The 15,717-nt window shown below is 65.1% G+C and carries 21 protein-coding genes; 12 read left to right on the forward strand and 9 right to left on the reverse strand.

The genetic code is table 11. The features are described 5' to 3' along the window. Window positions 1-38: 38 nt before the first annotated feature. Window positions 39-713: a TetR/AcrR family transcriptional regulator gene (locus tag ACIBI6_RS30850; RefSeq protein ID WP_364345036.1), complete on the forward strand. Its 675-nt coding sequence runs from the start codon at window positions 39-41 to the stop codon at window positions 711-713. 56 nt (window positions 714-769) lie between these two features. Continuing rightward, window positions 770-2,065, forward strand: coding sequence for a D-arabinono-1,4-lactone oxidase (locus tag ACIBI6_RS30855; protein WP_396958665.1), 1,296 nt, complete (start codon window positions 770-772; stop codon window positions 2,063-2,065). Window positions 2,066-2,386: 321 nt separating this feature from the next. Here ACIBI6_RS30855 and ACIBI6_RS30860 read toward each other — a convergent pair whose 3' ends face one another. After that, the gene (locus ACIBI6_RS30860) at window positions 2,387-3,133 is read right to left on the reverse strand and encodes a Sir2 family NAD-dependent protein deacetylase (protein ID WP_364345040.1); all 747 of its coding nucleotides are present in this window, start codon (window positions 3,131-3,133) and stop codon (window positions 2,387-2,389) included. A gap of 124 nt (window positions 3,134-3,257) precedes the next feature. On the opposite strand from ACIBI6_RS30860, the gene ACIBI6_RS30865 reads away from it, so the two are divergent. From ACIBI6_RS30865 to ACIBI6_RS30875, 3 genes are all read left to right on the forward strand, one after another. After that, window positions 3,258-4,163 carry an oxygenase MpaB family protein gene (locus tag ACIBI6_RS30865; protein WP_396958666.1) on the forward strand — a complete coding sequence of 302 codons (906 nt, stop codon included), beginning with the start codon at window positions 3,258-3,260 and terminating at the stop codon, window positions 4,161-4,163. Between the two features lie 306 nt (window positions 4,164-4,469). After that, the gene (locus ACIBI6_RS30870; protein ID WP_364345044.1) at window positions 4,470-4,883 is read left to right on the forward strand and encodes an arsenate reductase ArsC; all 414 of its coding nucleotides are present in this window, start codon (window positions 4,470-4,472) and stop codon (window positions 4,881-4,883) included. Window positions 4,884-4,931: 48 nt separating this feature from the next. Beyond that, window positions 4,932-5,321 carry a VOC family protein gene (locus tag ACIBI6_RS30875; protein ID WP_364345046.1) on the forward strand — a complete coding sequence of 130 codons (390 nt, stop codon included), beginning with the start codon at window positions 4,932-4,934 and terminating at the stop codon, window positions 5,319-5,321. A gap of 7 nt (window positions 5,322-5,328) precedes the next feature. Here the strand turns inward: ACIBI6_RS30875 and ACIBI6_RS30880 are convergent, their stop codons facing one another. Both ACIBI6_RS30880 and ACIBI6_RS30885 read right to left on the reverse strand, forming a co-directional pair. Further along, window positions 5,329-6,039, reverse strand: coding sequence for a helix-turn-helix transcriptional regulator (locus ACIBI6_RS30880; protein WP_364345048.1), 711 nt, complete (start codon window positions 6,037-6,039; stop codon window positions 5,329-5,331). 31 nt (window positions 6,040-6,070) lie between these two features. Next, on the reverse strand, window positions 6,071-7,024 hold the full coding sequence (locus tag ACIBI6_RS30885) for an alpha/beta hydrolase (protein ID WP_364345050.1): 954 nt from the start codon (window positions 7,022-7,024) through the stop codon (window positions 6,071-6,073). Window positions 7,025-7,047: 23 nt separating this feature from the next. On the opposite strand from ACIBI6_RS30885, the gene ACIBI6_RS30890 reads away from it, so the two are divergent. Next, window positions 7,048-7,692, forward strand: a complete 645-nt coding sequence (locus ACIBI6_RS30890) for a winged helix-turn-helix transcriptional regulator (RefSeq protein WP_396958667.1) — start codon at window positions 7,048-7,050, stop codon at window positions 7,690-7,692. Window positions 7,693-7,755: 63 nt separating this feature from the next. After that, complete coding sequence (locus ACIBI6_RS30895; RefSeq protein ID WP_364345054.1) at window positions 7,756-8,349, forward strand: dihydrofolate reductase family protein; 594 nt, start codon at window positions 7,756-7,758, stop codon at window positions 8,347-8,349. Here the strand turns inward: ACIBI6_RS30895 and ACIBI6_RS30900 are convergent. Continuing rightward, window positions 8,336-8,818 (reverse strand): hypothetical protein, encoded by a 483-nt coding sequence (locus ACIBI6_RS30900; RefSeq protein ID WP_396958668.1) that lies wholly within the window; start codon window positions 8,816-8,818, stop codon window positions 8,336-8,338. The two genes, ACIBI6_RS30895 and ACIBI6_RS30900, sit on opposite strands and share 14 nt — an antisense overlap. A 175-nt stretch (window positions 8,819-8,993) precedes the next feature. Between ACIBI6_RS30900 and ACIBI6_RS30905 the strand changes: the two genes are divergently transcribed. The 3 genes from ACIBI6_RS30905 to ACIBI6_RS30915 are packed head-to-tail and all read left to right on the forward strand — an operon-like array spanning window position 8,994 to window position 10,722. Then, a complete protein-coding gene (locus tag ACIBI6_RS30905) occupies window positions 8,994-9,161 on the forward strand; it encodes a hypothetical protein (RefSeq protein ID WP_364345058.1) in 168 nt (55 codons plus the stop codon). Between the two features lie 46 nt (window positions 9,162-9,207). Next, complete coding sequence (locus tag ACIBI6_RS30910) at window positions 9,208-10,140, forward strand: threonine/serine dehydratase (RefSeq protein ID WP_396958669.1); 933 nt, start codon at window positions 9,208-9,210, stop codon at window positions 10,138-10,140. Window positions 10,141-10,179: 39 nt separating this feature from the next. Then, complete coding sequence (locus ACIBI6_RS30915; RefSeq protein WP_364345062.1) at window positions 10,180-10,722, forward strand: thioredoxin family protein; 543 nt, start codon at window positions 10,180-10,182, stop codon at window positions 10,720-10,722. Here ACIBI6_RS30915 and ACIBI6_RS30920 read toward each other — a convergent pair. Continuing rightward, window positions 10,719-11,009, reverse strand: a complete 291-nt coding sequence (locus ACIBI6_RS30920) for a hypothetical protein (RefSeq protein WP_364345216.1) — start codon at window positions 11,007-11,009, stop codon at window positions 10,719-10,721. The two genes, ACIBI6_RS30915 and ACIBI6_RS30920, sit on opposite strands and share 4 nt — an antisense overlap. A gap of 113 nt (window positions 11,010-11,122) precedes the next feature. After that, window positions 11,123-12,283 carry an MFS transporter gene (locus ACIBI6_RS30925; protein WP_396958670.1) on the reverse strand — a complete coding sequence of 387 codons (1,161 nt, stop codon included), beginning with the start codon at window positions 12,281-12,283 and terminating at the stop codon, window positions 11,123-11,125. A gap of 83 nt (window positions 12,284-12,366) precedes the next feature. Between ACIBI6_RS30925 and ACIBI6_RS30930 the strand changes: the two genes are divergently transcribed. Then, entirely contained in the window at window positions 12,367-12,810 is a 444-nt protein-coding gene (locus ACIBI6_RS30930) for a MarR family winged helix-turn-helix transcriptional regulator (protein ID WP_396958671.1), read from the forward strand. A gap of 27 nt (window positions 12,811-12,837) precedes the next feature. Then, entirely contained in the window at window positions 12,838-13,440 is a 603-nt protein-coding gene (locus ACIBI6_RS30935; protein WP_396958672.1) for a TetR/AcrR family transcriptional regulator, read from the forward strand. A 3-nt stretch (window positions 13,441-13,443) separates the two neighbouring features. On the opposite strand, the gene ACIBI6_RS30940 is transcribed toward ACIBI6_RS30935, so the two are convergent. The 3 genes from ACIBI6_RS30940 to ACIBI6_RS30950 form a co-directional block, all read right to left on the reverse strand. Next, entirely contained in the window at window positions 13,444-13,809 is a 366-nt protein-coding gene (locus ACIBI6_RS30940) for a hypothetical protein (protein WP_364345070.1), read from the reverse strand. Window positions 13,810-13,900: 91 nt separating this feature from the next. Next, window positions 13,901-14,614, reverse strand: coding sequence for a helix-turn-helix domain-containing protein (locus tag ACIBI6_RS30945; RefSeq protein WP_364345072.1), 714 nt, complete (start codon window positions 14,612-14,614; stop codon window positions 13,901-13,903). Between the two features lie 97 nt (window positions 14,615-14,711). Continuing rightward, window positions 14,712-15,620, reverse strand: a complete 909-nt coding sequence (locus ACIBI6_RS30950; RefSeq protein ID WP_364345074.1) for an NADP-dependent oxidoreductase — start codon at window positions 15,618-15,620, stop codon at window positions 14,712-14,714. Window positions 15,621-15,717: the final 97 nt, after the last annotated feature.

The following is a 15,717-nucleotide window of genomic DNA, read 5'->3' on the forward strand; positions in this document are numbered from 1 at the left end:
CTCCTCCACTTAATCCCGCTTATTGCTAGGATGTGCCTGTGAATCCCGCCACTACCGTGCCTCCACCTCGGCGGCTACGCGCCGACGCTGCCCGCAATCAGCAGCGCATCGTCGAGGCAGCCCGTCAGCTCTTCGCCGATCACGGCCTGGAGATCACCCTCGATGACGTGGCCGAACGCGCCGGGGTCGGCGTCGGCACCGTCTACCGGCGCTTCGCCAACAAGAAGGAACTGATCGCCGAGGTCTTCGAACAGAATGTCGGAGAGTTCGCCGTCGCCGCGGATACCGCGGCCAAGCATCCCGACCCGTGGCTGGGGCTGGTCCAATTCTTCGAGTACGCCTGCACTCATCTGGCTACCAATCGCGGCTTCAGCGAGGTCATGCTGGAACTCGAGGAGGATCTGGAGCGCTTCGCCCAGTTGCGCGACCGGATCAAGCCGACCGTCGCCGCGGTCATCGATCGCGCGCGTGACGCCGGCGCACTGCAGCCCGATATCGAGCCCTCGGACTTCTTCGCACTGATCCATATGGTCGACGCGCTCGCCGAGTTCTCCAAGCCGGTGAATCCGAATGCGTGGCAGCGCTATATGGCCATCGCACTCAACGGCGTACGCAGCGATGACACTCCACGCCGACCGTTGCCGGCACCGCCCCTGACGGACGAAGAAGTCGAACAGGCCAAGTCGTTCGTCTGCGCGGGCCGCAAGCGCTAGCGCAGAAAACCGGACATATCTAGCGCTGCTCCGAGCCAGCCCTTACAGTTGGACGCATGACCAACTCGTGGGGGAACTGGACCGGGGATCAGCAGTGCGCGCCCGCTGCCATCGCCGCCCCGCGCAATACCGAAGAATTGGCCGAGATCATCGGCCGCGCCGCCGCCACCGGACAGACTGTACGTGTCGCCGGTGCGGGTCATTCGTTCACCGATGCCGTCCTCACCGACGGGATTCTGCTCGACCTCGCGAAGCTGGACCGCATCCTCAATGTGGATCGGGAGACCGGCCGCGCCCGAGTCGAGGCGGGCATCACCCTCAATGCCGCGAGCAATGCGTTGCATCCGCTCGGCCTGGCCTTCCCCAATCTCGGCGATATCGACGTACAGACCATCGCGGGCGCGACCGCCACCGCCACCCACGGCACCGGCGCGACGCTGCAAAACCTTTCGGCCGTACTGCAATCCATCGAGCTGATACTCGCCGACGGCAGCCGGGTCGAGTTGAACGAGGAGTCCGATCCGCAGGGTTGGCGCGCGGCGCGGGTCAGCCTGGGGGCGCTCGGCGTGATCAGCGCGGTCACCCTGCAACTGGTGCCGTCATTCGTGCTGGAGGGGATCGAACGCCCGGTACCGGTCGAGGAGGTCCTCGCGGATCTGGACTCCTACGTCGAGGGCAACCAGCATTTCGAGTTCTACATGTTCGGGCACAGCCCGCTGGCCATGACCAAGCGTAATAACCCCGTCGACCTGCCGGAACAGCCGCGCGGTAGGGCCGCCGACTGGTTCGCCGACATCCTGATATCCAACTACGCCTTCGACGCGCTGTGCCGACTCGGCAAGCGCCGGCCCCGGCTGGTCCCGTGGATTCATCGCGGCGCGGCATATGCGGGCAGCTACCGCCGCCAGGTCGACCGCTCCTATCGAGTCTTCGCCTCGCCCCGGCTGATTCGCTTCACCGAGATGGAATACGCGATCCCGCGCGAACATTCCGTCGCCGCCATTCGCGAGATCAAGGAGCTCGCGACACGGTTCGATACGCCGATGCCGATCGAGGTGCGCTGGGTCGCCCCCGATGACGCGTATCTCTCCCCCGCGAACGGGCGCGATACGTGCTACATCGCCGTGCACCAGTACCGCGGTATGGACTTCGAGCCGTATTTCCGCGCCTGCGAGGCGGTTTTCGATAAATACAACGGCCGCCCGCACTGGGGCAAACGCCATTTCCAGACCGCCGAAACACTGCGGCCGCGCTACCCGGATTGGGATCACTTCGCCGAGGTGCGCCGCCGCTTCGATCCCAAAGGCCGCTTCGCCAACGGCTACGTCGAGCGGGTACTCGGTTGTGTTTGATTTGCTGTGTTGTTGGCGGCGCGGGCGCCGCGTGTTGGCGGCCCCCTGGTGTCTCGCGTCGGGCCGCGAACGGGCCGCTCGTAAGACAGAGATTATGGATGAGAGCCCTGCGGCGGTTGTCCTTGACTCTTTGTAAGACACTCCGTGGCGGTCGGTGATGGCGGGGGAGTTCGGCACCTGATGCACGGTGGATGGTTGAGTCCTGCGCGCCTGCGTCGCGTGCGCTTGGACCGCCAAGGTGTCGCCCGTAAAACTCGCTCCGTTGGGGCAGAGTCGCGCGTCAACTCGCCAGTACTAGTTCGGCGACCAAGCGGGTTAGCGTCAACTTGCCAGTACGTCAGCGACCAAGCGTGGTAGGGCGGTGCCGATGGGTTCGCGGATGACCTCGGTGGCGATGCTGTCGTAGGGCGTCGGTTCGGCATTGACGATGACCAGATCCGCGCCGCTGTCGACCGCGATCGCGCACATCGATGCCGCGGGCTCGACCTGCAGCGAGGAACCCACTGCCAAGAAGACATCGCTGGACTCGGCGGTCAGCGCGGCCTTGGTCATGGTGCGGCGATCCATTTGCTGGCCGAACATGATGGTCGCGGATTTCAGAATGCCGCCGCATGCCGGACAGGGCGGATCCGCCTCGCCCGCCGCGACGCGAGCCAGGGTGGCGGCCATGCTCGTCTGGTATTCGCAACCGATACAGACGACTTCGAACATATTGCCGTGAATTTCGATCACCCGGCCCGGTGAGGATCCGGCGCGCTGATGCAGCCGGTCGATGTTCTGGGTGATGATCGTGATGGTGCGTCCGGCCCGTTCCAGATCGGCCAGTGCGGTATGCGCGGCATTGGGTTGGGCCTGCCAGGCAGGATTGTCGCGGCGGGCCAGCCAGGAGCGTTTGCGCAGCTCCGGATCGGAGAGGTAGGCATCGTAGGTCGACAACAGTTCGGCGATGGGGTCTTTCGTCCACACGCCGCGGGGGCCGCGGAAATCGGGAATGCCGGAATCGGTGGAGATGCCCGCGCCGGTGAGCACGCCGATCCGCCCGTCCCGTTTGCGCCAGTCGGTCGTCACATTGATTCAGCCTAGGGGGCCGTGTCAGCGGTGCCCAGGACAGAGCGGTCGACAAGCCAAATTTGTGAGAGATTGTTACACTAAGTCTCTCAAGTTCTTAGATGGTCGATCAAAGGAGATCGCAATGACAGCCGTCGCACCGGACGCCGATTCGCGGACCACACCGGAGCGCCGCCCGTTCGCACCGGGGACGCGCATGTGGGACGAGACCGGCTTGATCACCTTCTCCCTCACCGCCGGTTCGGCATTTCTGCTGCAGACCATGGAACCGACCATTGCCGCCGTCGTCGACGAACACTCCACTTTCCGCACCGATCCACTCGGACGCGCGGTGCGCAGCATCGGTTCGGTGATGATGTGGATCTACGGCGGCGACGAGGCGATCGCCGAGGCGGATCGCCTGCGCAAGATGCACGCCTCGCTCAATACCACCACTCCGGACGGCGTCCGGCACAAGGCGCTGGCCTCCGGGCCCTGGGCCTGGGTGCTGCACACCGGCACCTTCGCCTTCACCGTGAGCACCGAATACTTCGCCCGCCGCCCACTGACCGCGGCCGAGAAGGAGGCGTACTTCCAGGAGACGGTGCAACTCATGCGAAATTTCTCGGTCGCCCCCAAGGAGATTCCGGCGGACTACACAGAATTCGAGAAATTCTTCACAGATATGGTGGAGAACCACCTGCAGGCGACCGGTACTGCACACGATTACCTGAAGGTGATCCGGACGATCGCACCGCCGACCCAGTTGCCACGGGTACTGCACCCGGTCTGGAAAAGCGCCGCCGCACCCGTCGGGTGGCTGCAGTACTTCGTCACCGTCGGCACCACCCCGGAGGCAGCCCGGCGCAAGCTCGGCCTGACGTGGTCGGAGTCCGATGAGCGCAAGCTGAAGGCATTGGGGTGGTTCATCGCCCGCACGGTGCCGCTGCTACCGGAGCGGGTGCGCTATTTCCCGATCGCATACGAGGCGCGGCGGCTCGAGCGCGATCGGGCGCGGCTGCGCAAGGTCATCAACCTGCGTCCCATGTGACGCTTCGCGCGCGTGCACGGCCCGCGGTTGCCGCTCCGGCACCGCGGGCCGCGTCATATCCAGGCAAAACACTGAATTTCTGACCGACCGGTTTCTTCTCGGTCGATATCCCGCGTGCGGCAACAACTCTCGAGCGACGGGCCTCGAGATGCTTTGGCGGACAAAGTCGCCCCCCTCGTCGCGAAACATATTCCACCCATCCTGGTATACGTATCACGCACCCTACGACGCAGACCCGGTGCAACCGTCCGACAATCCCGACATTGCGCCCAGAACCACGCACCAGCCTGAAAGGTATTCCCGCACATGGCTCACAAGCCCAGCGTGCTGTTCGTCTGTGTCCACAATGCGGGCCGGTCGCAAATGGCCGCCGGATTCCTCGATGCGCTCGCCGGCGACCGCATCGATGTGCACTCCGCGGGGAGCGCGCCCGCCGACACCATCAATCCGGCCGCCGTCGCGGTCATGGCCGAACTCGATATCGATATCTCGGCGCACGCGCCGAAGCTGCTGACCGTGGACGCGGTCGCCATGTCCGATGTCGTCGTCACCATGGGCTGCGGCGACGTGTGCCCGTTCTTCCCCGGTATCAGCTACCGCGATTGGATGCTGCCGGAGGCGACAGATGAGGACATCGCCATCGTGCGCTCGATCCGCGACCGGATCCGCATCCTGGTCGAGAACCTCATCGCGGAACTGATCCCGGCCACCGCCTGCTGAGTCCGATTTGTTCAAGACGCCCACCGAAGGGCGGCATACGCTGCGGGTATGACTCCACAACTCAATGTCATCGGCATTGTCGTCAGCGATATGGCCGCCTCCCTCGCCTTCTACCGACGCCTGGGTCTCGAATTCCCGGAGGCGGATGACGGGCATATGGAGGCCCCCTTGCCCGGCGGTATGCGCCTGACGCTGGATACCGAGGCCGTGATCAAGTCGTTCCACTCCGAGTGGCAGCCGCCGACTTCCGCAGGGCGACTCGGCCTGGCCTTCCAGTGCGCGGACCCCGCCGAGGTCGACGCGGTCTACAGCGAACTCATCGATGCCGGATACCGCGGCGAACTGAAGCCATGGGACGCCTTCTGGGGCCAGCGCTACGCGACGATCCTGGATCCGGATGGCAATAGCGTCGATCTGTACGCCCCGCTGTCCGATTGAGCCTTCGCTATGAGCGGGTGAGCAACTCGCTCAACGGCATACCTGTCAGTTCGCGCACATCGCGCGCGAGGTGGGCCTGATCGGCGAATCCGGTACGAAATGCGGTGTCCGCGAGCGGTACTCCGCTGCGGGCCACCGCGAGCGCCCGCTGCAGCCGCAGGATTCGGCCCAATGTCTTGGGCCCGTAGCCGAAGGCCGCGAGCGAACGTCGATGCAATACCCGCGCACCGAGCCCCGCTGCTTCGGCCGTCGCCGCCACCGACCATCCTGCATTCAGCGCATCGACGATCCGTCGCAATACCGGGTCGGGCGGTTCGGTGTGGTAGGCCCGCCGCATTGCGATCGCCTCCAATGCGGCGGTCTGATCCGCAGCCGCCCCGACCTGTTCCGCGAGCCGCCGAGCCGCCGCCGCGGGCCACAGATCCGGCAACTCCACTCGTTTATCGCGCAATTCGTGCGCGGGCACCCCGAGCAGTGTGGGCGCGCTGCCCGGTGCGAATCGAATCCCGACCCATCGAGTGCCCGTCGCACCATCGGCCATATACGCCCGGGTGTCCGGTCCGGCCACCAGCAACCTGCCATTGCTCCACAGCAGATCCATACATCCGTCCGGCAACACCGGTAAGGCTGCGGCCCCGGTGACATTGGTATTCGTCCACACCACGGCGCCCGGCAGCCGCGACGGCTGCTCCCGGTATCCCGGCACTACCTCTGCCACGAATCCGAGGCTACCCGCGCCGCCTCGCGCCTCAGCCGAGGAAGGTCAGCAGCCGGTCGGCCAGCCACTGCGGCCGCTCTTCCGGCACGTAGTGACCGCAGTCCGGGATCCGTTCCAGGCGCATATCGTCGGCGTAATCGCGATAGCTGTCCGGCACGCCCTCGGAGAGCGGATCGCAGGCGCCGTTGAGGTGCAGGGTCGGCACCCGCAGCCGCATCATGCGGTAGTGCCGTGCGAAATGCGGTACCTCGTGCAACATCACATTGCGATTGAAGTCGATGGTCGCCGCATGCGCACTCGGTGTGCGCATCCGGGACAGATAGACCGCGGCCTCCGCATCGCTGAAGCGCCCCTGGTGCCGCCACGCGCGCAGACTCCGCTTTGTCAGCACCGTTTGGAGTGCTGACGAACGTCCAAGCGCGGCAAGCGCGTAGACGTGCCACGGTCTGGTGAATACCGCGGGACGCACCCCATCGATAGTCCACGGATGCACACCGGCCAGCGCGACGAACTGGTCGAACCGCTCCGGCCAGTTCAGGCAGGCGCGATACCCCACGACCAGCCCCCAATCACGTCCGACCACCCGCGCTCGATCCACTTCCAACCGATCCAGCAATTCGACGAGATCACGCGCCAAGCGCTCGAACGTATAGCCGTCACCGGATCCTTCGGACCACCCGAGGCCGCGGATATCCGGACATATCACCCGATACCGCTGAGCGAGCGGTGCGATCACGTGCCGCCACTCCCACCAGTGCTGTGGCCAGCCGTGCAGCAAGATGAGCGGTTCACCCGCGCCCGCCTCGGCGTAGTGGATGCGCAGGCCATCGATCTGAACGAAGTGGTGGCGCACGGCAGTCGGGATATCGGCGGAAAGTGCGGTGAGTTCGGCGGAATTCGTCAGCGATGTAGTCACGGGTCTCTCCTGAGTTCGACCAACCCCCCAACTCGAAGCTAACATAAGATTTAGAAGTAAGCACACCATGATTTCGAACTCAAAGGATGGCGATGGCGCGGCGCACCTACAACCAGTACTGCGGACTGTCCCGCAGCCTCGATCTCGTCGGCGAACGCTGGACGCTGCTGATCATCCGCGAACTCATGGCGGGCCCGAAGCGCTACACCGACCTCGCCGACGCACTCGACGGCATCGGGACCAGCCTGCTCGCCGCGCGCATCAAACAGCTCGACGACGACGGCCTGATCAGCCGGACCACCCTGCCGCCACCGGCAGCGTCGCAGGTGTACGAACTCACCCCGGCCGGTCGGGAACTCGCGGCAGCGCTTGTCCCCCTTGCCATGTGGGGCATGCGGCACCATTTCGACGAACCGCGACGGCCCGAGGAGAGCTACCGCGCCGAATGGACGCTCGTCTTCCTCGCGACACTGATCGACCCTCCCGCCGACATGCGGGCGACGATCCAGTTCCACATCGACGGTTCCGCTGCGGCCATCGTCATCGACGACGGACGAGCCACCGTGACACCCGGTGAACTCGCCAATGCCGATGCCACCGTCACCACCGACCTGCACACCCTCGGTCGCCTCGGCACGCGCCAACTCGATCCGGCGGATGTGGTCGACCGCGTGCACGTCACGGGCGATACCGAACTCGCCTTGCGCCTACTGGGATTGGTGATCGGTCGCCGATGAATTCCCGGCGGCCGCGTCGTCGTATCGAGCAGACTGGACCACACCACCGAGGAGGCACGTCGTATGCGAATCCGTTCTCGCTTGTGCATGAGCGCCGATGGCTACATCACCACGCCCACTGGGTGGCCGCCACAGGTAGTCGACCCGGCGTATGTGCCCGGCGAAAGCCACGGCGTTCCGGAATTCGTCGCGACCTGCGAGGCCGCGCTCATGGGGCACACCACCTTCGCGCCCGCGCTGACCAATGACCGCTGGCCGTGGCCGACACTGCAGGTGTTCGTGCTCGCATCGCAGCGCCCCGCGGGCACTCCCGATCACGTCACCGTCGACAGCGATCCGACGCGATTGCTCGAGCAGCTGCGCGCGGCCAATCGCGGTGGTGATGTCCACTTGATCGGCGGTCCGCGCACCATCGAAACCTTCCGCGCACTAGGCGCATTGGACAAGCTCGAACTGGTCGTGCTGCCCTTCTTCGTCGGCGGCGGGATGCGGCTGACCGAAGCCCTGGATATCGACACCGGCCTCACCCTCGACAGTTCGCGCGCATTGCCCGGCGGATCGGTGGAAATCGTCTACACGGTAGACAATCGCGGTGGCGTACCACAGGCCCGGGAGGCGGGGTGGGCGCCCGCGTCACAGCGATTCAGTGCGGGGTGATGCCACGCGGGACGACCCGGATCAGATGATCGTCGCCCGCGGCGATTTTCGCCTCCGGATCCTTACATCCGACGGTGACCTCGGCGCCCGCGGGTGAGGAAAAGGTCCACAACGTCATCCATTCTTTTCCGCCGATTGTTTCCTGTTTTTTCGTATTCGTGGAACGGAGGTCTTCGTTGCGTCCGGTGCTGTCGGTTACCGCGCAGCGCAGTCCGGCGCCAGCCGCGCCCCAGTCGACGGGCACCCTGATATCCATCACGGCATCGGCGGGAATCGGCACTTTCATGGTCTCCCCCAACGGAATCCGCACGCCCTCGCCCGGCTCCTCGTTTTCGATCGGTGTCGCACTCACCGAACTCGTCTGCGCAGGTACGGACGAACTCGATGCGGTCGTCGTGGACTTGTCATCGGAGCAGCCCGCCACGGCAACGGCAAGTGCGGCCGTCACCGTCATCCAGATCAGTTTCACAGGTCAACCTCTCTTCGACAGAGCATGACTACAACTTCCAGATGGGACGCAGACTACATGGTGGGAATATCAGCAATTTGTTCGCAAATAAGAGGACTCGATGGATATCTACCACCGAATTGTTGATCGCCCATGCGAGCCAAGATGATTCGATACTCCGGAGCCGATCGCCCGTTTGGCAAGCGCCCTCGACGTGGCGCACGTCCGCTACGCCTCGGCGCCCTCCCCGAATACCCGTTACGGCTTCACCATGCGCGACACCACGGTCTTCGATCAGGCGCCCTACGACCACCACCTCACCGATCTACTCGACCCCCTGCACCGGGCGCTCCCCAACGCCTGATGAGAGGGCAGGATGAGCAATGAGCAACCCGAGGACAGGAGTGCGAATGGAGCTGAGCTACGGCGATGTGAAGGCCGCCGCCGATCGGATCACCGGGCATGTGCGGCCGGTCGCCATCGCACCCGGGGACGCAACGGGTGAGCTGTGGCTGGCATTGGAATTCATGCAGCACACCGGCTCGTTCAAGGCCCGTGGCGCCCGAAACTTCATCCAGGCGCACCAGGACGACGGGACGCTGCCGGATGCGGGCGTAACCATCGCATCCGGCGGAAACGCCGGACTCGCGTGTGCGTGGGCGGCCCGCGAACAGGAAGTACCGGCGACGGTATTCCTACCGACTACCGCGCCGACGGTGAAGGTCGAACGGCTGCGCGGCTACGGCGCGGATGTACGCCTGGTCGGCACCGAATACGCTGAAGCACTCGCCGCCTGTCGCGAATTCGCCGATACCAGTGGCGCTTTGCCCTCACACGCCTACGACAACCCCTACGTCGCCGCCGGGGCGGGCACGCTGATGGTAGAGATCCACCATCAGCTCCCACGGCTGGACACCGTTGTCGTCGCGGTCGGCGGCGGTGGTCTGTTCGCCGGAGTCGCCACGGCCGCGGACCACTACGGCGTCCGGACGATCGCGGTGGAGCCGGAACGCTGCCGGGCGCTGCACGACGCGATCCAGGCCGGACGGATCGTCGACGCGCCGGTCGATTCGGTCGCCGCCGATTCTCTCGGCGCCCGCCGCGCCACCGAACTGGCACTACACGCGGCGCAGAACTATGACGTGACCTCGGTGCTCGTCCCCGACGCCGACATTATCGCGGCCCGGCTGGCGCTGTGGCAGGACCGCCGCGTTGCCGTGGAACACGCCGCCGCAACGGCTCTCGCGGCATTGACCACCCAGGCCTATCGGCCCGAGCCGGGTGAACGGGTCTGCGTCGTACTGTGCGGGGCCAACACCGATCCGGCGGATCTGGCGCGATAAACGCACTACGCTCGATATCGACTCGGATGGAGGCACCTCATGTCGGTCCAATCCCTGATGGTCCCGATCGGAACACCCGCTCCGGAATTCAGTCTGCCCGACCTCGACGGTCACCTGCATGCCCGCGCCGACTATGCGGACGGGTCCGGGCTACTGGTCGTCTTCGCCTGCAACCACTGCCCGTATGTGCGGCACCTCGAGTCGAAGCTCGGCGAGGTGCTCGGCACACTGACCATCCCGACCGTGGCGATCTGCACCAATGATGCCGACGCCTACCCGGATGACGCGCCGGAACACCTACGGGCCCAAGCCGATCGCGCCGGTTGGAAGTTTCCCTACCTGATCGACGAAACACAGCAGGTGGGCCGAGATTTCCGCGCCGCGTGCACACCGGACTTCTTCCTCTACGACGCACGCCTCGAACTCGCGTACCGCGGCGCCTTCGACGAATCCACCCCCGGCAACGGTAAACCGGTGACCGGCAACGAATTACGCGCCGCCGTCGAGGCGGTACTCACCGGAGCACCCGTGCCCGAGCCGCACCGGCCGAGCATGGGTTGCTCCATCAAATGGCGTGCCTAGCTGCCGATTACGGCATTCATGATGGTGCCCGCGCTGGTCGCGACGACGCCGCCGATCATGGCTCCGGCCACCATCTTCGGCGACTGCAGGCCACCACCGGACCACTTCTCCCAGGCGAACCGACCGCCCGCGTAGGTGATGGCGGTAATGCCCGCGAGCAGGATGAACCAGGTGAAATAGCGGACCATCTGCAGGATCTTGTCCGCGAGGGGCGGCGCCTCCGGTGTCGGATTGCCGAGTTGGGCCAGGACTGCTCCATACGTGTCATGTGCCGCGGCGAGAATCATGCTCACAGTCGTACCCCTCTTCTGATATCGGCGACGCTGGTAAGCGTCTAGCCAGATAATAGCGGCTCAACTCGAGACAGATTGTGCAGCAATCGGATTCAACGACATACCGGTCAGCTCGATTCCACCGCGGGCTTGCGATCACGCAGCAGCATGTACAGTGCCATCGCCGAGCCCGATACCGTGAGGACAGCGGCTATCGGATAGATCGAACGCAGCCCCGGTCCGTCATCGATGGCCCAGCCGCCGATGCGGCCCGCGCACGCGGCGGCGAGTTGGAATCCGGAGGCATTGACCGCGATCGCCAGTGTGGGTGCCCCGCCCGCCGAGGTCACGACCCGGGTCTGCATACCTGGAATGATCGCGAAGGCTAGCACACCCAGTACGAAAATCATTGCCACCGTGATCAATTGAATATCGGCGACTCCCCACAGCAACACCAGCGTGCCCGCCAGGGCTGCGAGCAGAACGGCCAGCGATGGCATCAGCGCCCTATCGGCCAGCCGTCCACCGAGATAATTGCCGAGCACCGCGCCGACTCCGTACACCAGCAGCAGCGCGGGAACCACCCCCGCCGCGAAGCCGCTCACTTCGGTGAGCAGCGGGGTGAAGTACGTAAAGACCGTCACCACACCGACATTGCCGAGCGCGGTAAGCGCAATCGCCAATTGCACACGGCGATCGGCGAATACGCGCAGCTCGCCGCGCACCGATCCGCTCGACAGCGCGGGCATCGTCGGCAGGAAACGCAGCACAAGCAGTAGCGCGACCGCCGCGCACAACGCAACCGACACGAATGTCGCACGCCAGCCGAAAGTTTGGCCGATAGCCGCGCCGATCGGAGTGCCGCCGACAATGCCGAGATTCATGCCGAGCGCCACCTGCGCCACCGCCGATGCCTCGCGGCCGGGTTCGGCCGTCGAGACGACCGCCGCGATGGCGACGGCGAAAAACGTTGCCACCACGAGTCCCGCGGCGAATCTGGCCAGCAGCACGGTCGAATAGTTCGGCGCGAGAGCCGAGCCCAGATTCGCGACGACCGCCACCGCGACCAAACCGACCACCAGTGGTTTGCGCGGCAGCCGCGCCGTCGCCACGGTCACCACCGGCCCGCCGACGATCATGCCGAGCGCATAGGCGCTTACCAGCAGACCCGCCGCGGGCACCGATACCGCGAGTCCATCCGCCACCTCGGGCAGGATTCCGGCGATCACGAATTCGCCGGTGGTCAGGCTGAAGACCACCAGCATGAGCGCAAAGACAGCAGGACGCATACATTCACTCCCCAGATAGTGACAACTCAAATGATTTGAACTAGAACTATCACAGTTCGAAGCGTGGCACTAGACTCGGCGGCATGAAGGAGCAGGCAGCACCGAATCTCGCCGTGGATACCGAGATCGACCGCGATGTCTGCAAGCTGGTACATCAGTTCACCCACCGCCTCGACGTGCACGTTCGCCGCGTCGCCGAGACGTTGGATATGACGCCGTCGCAGGTCATCGCCCTGCGCGAACTGTCGGAGCCGATTACCGCGCGCGAATTGGCCACCAGAATGTCGTGCGAGCCGTCGAACGCGACCTTCGTGCTGGACCGCCTCGAACAGCAGGATCTCGTTCGGCGACAACCACATCCGACCGACCGACGCGCCAAGCAGATCGTGCTGACGGCAGCCGGGGAGCGGCGGCGCGCCGAGGCGCTCGACCTACTCGGGGCGCAGTCGCCACTGACCTCGCTCACCGCCACTCAGCAGCGAACTCTGCGCGATCTATTGCACGCTATGGTGACGCCGGTTGATTAGCTATACGGTCGGACGTACTCTTTGGTTATGACTACGGAGGACAAGCGCCTGCTGCGCGGTGCCCGGAGTCGCCAGCTCGTATTGCGCCAGGCAGTCGACACGGCCTCCCTCAATGGTCTCGACGGTTTGAGCTTCGGCAAGTTGGCGACCGATACCGGGCTCAGCAAAGCGGGGGTGCAGACCCTGTTCAAGACCAAGGAGACGCTGCAACTCGCGGCGCTCGATTTCGCCCGCGATATGTTCGTCGATGCCGTCATCCAGCCCGCCCGCGCACAACCGCATGGGGTGGCACGACTTCGCGCCCTGATCGAACACTGGATCGTCTACGCGCAGACACCGCTGTTCGCGGGCGGCTGCTATCGGGTCGCGAATATGGCGGAGTTCGACAGTCGCCCCGGCCCGGTGCGCGCTGCCCTGGTGCGCGATCAGCGCGACTGGATAGCGACCATGGCGCGCGAACTCCGGTATGCCGTCGATGCGGGCGAAATCGCCGATTTGGATATCGATCTCGCCGCCTTCCAGATCGACGCCGTCCTCTGCGCCGCCAATACCGCACTGCGCCTCGGCGAAGCCGATGCGGTGTCCAAGGTCCGCCGAGTTGTCGAAAGCTTTCTTATTCCGGCGAGCTAGGTATCAGGGGCAGTCGGCGGTTTGTTGCAGCTCGATCCTGATGCGGTCGTCGCTGAGGATGAGGGTGCCGTCACCGGTGGTGGTCCATGTGGGCGCGAGCAGCAGGAATTCGGTGAGCCAGGAGTCCTGGGCGGCGAATTCCCGAGGGTAGGACAGCACGGTGGAGAACGGGGATCGGGTTTTCAGGACGCCGCTGTCGGGATCCACCTCGAACATCACGGTATTGGCACCCGCGTGGGCGGAGAGGCGGCGGGTTTCGTCGACGAACCACAGGGTGATCCGGGTGCCGCGGACCAGGAATCGCGGTCGGCCATTCTCGGTGACGGATGAGGAGACGTAGCGGTGGCCCCAGAGATCGGAGTCTTGCATCGGTGGATCGGCCCTTCAGCGTTCGACAGCCCATCTATCCTGGTTCGCCCGCCGAGCATGCAGGAACGGCCCGGTCCACTGAACGAACCGATCAGCGAAGATTCTTCTCGATTTCACGGGCGGTATGTGCGACCAGACCGGGCAGATTCGGCGGAAACTGTTGGGCCAGAGAGATACAGCCGATCGCGGCCGCATCACACCTGCCCGGTTGACGGATAGCCGCTGCGGCACAACATATCCCGGCGATCAGCTTGTGATGGTCGACGGAAACCATTCCGGCGTCGACGATTCCGGAGCAGACACGCTGCCATTCCGCGGCCGAATATGTCGGTGGCGGGACAGTATTGTCGGCGCGTCCCGCGAACAGCACCTGTGCCAGCGCGGTGCGGTAGACCAACTCCGGATCCGCGGTGGTGTTGACGAAGAACTCCGCACCTTTGATCCCGGAGACCATGCGAACCTCGCCCGCGTCGAGAATGCACACCGCGACAGTCGAATTCGTTAATGCGGACAATACCCGGGCCGGTCGTTGCGCGGCCCGGCGCAGGATCGGCGCCGCCTGCCAATGCCGCCCGAGCTCCGCCATCCGCTCGCCGACGAAATACCGCTGCTCCACTCGCTGTACGGCACCGAGCGCCACCAATTGTTCGGTCAACCGATATGCGGTGGCCTTCGCCAATCCGGTGGTGCGGGCCAGTTGCGAGAGTCCACAGCCCTCCGGTGCCGCCGAAATGGCCTCCAGGATCTGGAAACCGGCATCGAGCACACCGCGGCCCGTTCCGTCCGCCGATGGACTACCGGCCATCGCGCCCGTCCTCCTCTTTGCCGCGGCTCCGATCGGCACACGGCAAGAAAAGATGGTACGCCGGTTGTCGTTCGCAACAAGGCGTTCCGGGACGGGGTCAGCTCACGTTGAGGACGACCTTGCCTGGGCCACGCCCTTTTTCGCTCTCCTCCTGTGCGGCCGCCGCGCGCTCGAGCAGGAAGGTCCGCGCCGGGCCCGGCAGCCGAAACGCACCACTGGCGACCCGTTCGGCGACCTGGTGGAGGAGTTCGGTCGGCCGCTGGGCACCGCTACCGGCGAGGAAAGTGATGCCGAGTTCGCGGGCTGTCGGGTCGACGATCGTCACGATCCGGTCGGTGCCGCCGCGCAATTCGATGGCGGCCGGCAGCACACCATATCCGGCCGCATCGAAGACCGCGTCGATGCCATTGGGCGCGAGTTCGCGCACGCGCTCGACCAATCCGACGCCGTAGGTGATCGGCGTGGCGCCGAGTTCGCGCACAATATCCTGATTGGCCGCGGATGCGGTGCCGATTACGGTGGCCCCCTCGGCCGCGGCCAGTTGCGCCGCCATCGACCCCACCGCACCGGACGCACCGTTGATCAACAGTGTTTCGCCCGGCTGTATTTTCAGTGCCGCCAATGACTTCTCCGCTGCCGATACCGCGACCGGGAGCGATGCGGCATCCGGCCAGGACAATTCCTCGGGTTTCTTCGCAACGGCGTTACTGAGGGTGTATTCGGCATACGCCGCGACCGCCCAGCCGAGTACCTCGTCGCCGACCGCGACCCCGGTGACATCGGGACCGACCGCATCGATCACACCCGCGATCTCACCACCCGGATACTGCGGAAACACCGGTTCGCCGAAAGATAATGCGCCAGAACGGATCTTCCAATCCACCGGATTCACCGCAGTGGTTCGCACCGCCACCCGGACCTGGCCCGGGCCCGGTTCCGGGATCGGGATGTCGACGATCTGCAGTACGTCCGGACCGCCGAATTCGTAGAACGCAATCGCCCGCATCATTCCAGCCTACGGGTCACACCGCGCGCCTATGGGTAGCGCCGCCGAGTTTCTCAGGAGAGTCTCATCGAACACCTACCTCTGGTCTCAGAACTGT

Origin of the sequence: Nocardia sp. NPDC050412 (assembly GCF_044458825.1) — a bacterium.
Taxonomy (GTDB): Bacteria; Actinomycetota; Actinomycetes; order Mycobacteriales; family Mycobacteriaceae; genus Nocardia.

Bases quoted from the DNA above. Each gene is read 5' to 3' on its own strand.
- ACIBI6_RS30925 (WP_396958670.1), bottom strand. From the start codon at position 12,283: ATGCGTCCTGCTGTCTTTGCGCTCATGCTGGTGGTCTTCAGCCTGACC.
- ACIBI6_RS30910 (WP_396958669.1), top strand. From the start codon at position 9,208: ATGGAGCTGAGCTACGGCGATGTGAAGGCCGCCGCCGATCGGATCACC.
- ACIBI6_RS30950 (WP_364345074.1), bottom strand. From the start codon at position 15,620: ATGCGGGCGATTGCGTTCTACGAATTCGGCGGTCCGGACGTACTGCAG.
- ACIBI6_RS30870 (WP_364345044.1), top strand. From the start codon at position 4,470: ATGGCTCACAAGCCCAGCGTGCTGTTCGTCTGTGTCCACAATGCGGGC.
- ACIBI6_RS30945 (WP_364345072.1), bottom strand. From the start codon at position 14,614: ATGGCCGGTAGTCCATCGGCGGACGGAACGGGCCGCGGTGTGCTCGAT.
- ACIBI6_RS30855 (WP_396958665.1), top strand. From the start codon at position 770: ATGACCAACTCGTGGGGGAACTGGACCGGGGATCAGCAGTGCGCGCCC.
- ACIBI6_RS30865 (WP_396958666.1), top strand. From the start codon at position 3,258: ATGACAGCCGTCGCACCGGACGCCGATTCGCGGACCACACCGGAGCGC.
- ACIBI6_RS30890 (WP_396958667.1), top strand. From the start codon at position 7,048: ATGGCGCGGCGCACCTACAACCAGTACTGCGGACTGTCCCGCAGCCTC.
- ACIBI6_RS30940 (WP_364345070.1), bottom strand. From the start codon at position 13,809: ATGCAAGACTCCGATCTCTGGGGCCACCGCTACGTCTCCTCATCCGTC.
- ACIBI6_RS30895 (WP_364345054.1), top strand. From the start codon at position 7,756: ATGCGAATCCGTTCTCGCTTGTGCATGAGCGCCGATGGCTACATCACC.
- ACIBI6_RS30920 (WP_364345216.1), bottom strand. From the start codon at position 11,009: ATGATTCTCGCCGCGGCACATGACACGTATGGAGCAGTCCTGGCCCAA.
- ACIBI6_RS30885 (WP_364345050.1), bottom strand. From the start codon at position 7,024: ATGGTGTGCTTACTTCTAAATCTTATGTTAGCTTCGAGTTGGGGGGTT.
- ACIBI6_RS30875 (WP_364345046.1), top strand. From the start codon at position 4,932: ATGACTCCACAACTCAATGTCATCGGCATTGTCGTCAGCGATATGGCC.
- ACIBI6_RS30915 (WP_364345062.1), top strand. From the start codon at position 10,180: ATGTCGGTCCAATCCCTGATGGTCCCGATCGGAACACCCGCTCCGGAA.
- ACIBI6_RS30935 (WP_396958672.1), top strand. From the start codon at position 12,838: ATGACTACGGAGGACAAGCGCCTGCTGCGCGGTGCCCGGAGTCGCCAG.
- ACIBI6_RS30930 (WP_396958671.1), top strand. From the start codon at position 12,367: ATGAAGGAGCAGGCAGCACCGAATCTCGCCGTGGATACCGAGATCGAC.